Origin of the sequence: Halomonas sp. SIMBA_159 (assembly GCF_046536035.1) — a bacterium.
Lineage (GTDB): Bacteria > Pseudomonadota > Gammaproteobacteria > Pseudomonadales > Halomonadaceae > Vreelandella > Vreelandella venusta_A.
In genome coordinates this window covers 1-274 of record NZ_JAWJBT010000526.1, presented here as the reverse complement: position 1 = coordinate 274, position 274 = coordinate 1, and the positions used below count along the sequence as shown (strand labels likewise).

1 protein-coding gene is annotated in these 274 nt (G+C 66.4%); it reads left to right on the top strand.

From position 1 onward, the window contains the following. Nucleotides 1-126: 126 nt before the first annotated feature. The gene (locus tag R0J87_RS20305) at nucleotides 127-273 is read left to right on the top strand and encodes a hypothetical protein (protein ID WP_498888516.1); all 147 of its coding nucleotides are present in this window, start codon (nucleotides 127-129) and stop codon (nucleotides 271-273) included. The last annotated feature ends 1 nt before the right edge of the window (nucleotide 274 follow it).

The window sequence follows — 274 nt, the reverse complement described above, 5'->3', positions numbered from 1 at the left end:
CCTGCTTTCGGCCCCGATGCCCGGGTTACCCGACGCCCACCGATGGCTAAATTTCCTGATAGCGCCCCCACCCCCGGAAAGCGCCCAATGACCCTGCCCGCTACGGGCGACCCACGGAGTAGGACCATGAGCGAGAAGACCTGCGCCGCCTGCGACTGCGAACTCGACGAGAACGCGATCCAGGTCAAGCTCGGCGGCAAGGTGGTGGAAGTGTGCAGCGAGGAATGCGCCACCCAGCTGCGCGAAGCCTATGCGGCAGCCGGCAACGGCTGAC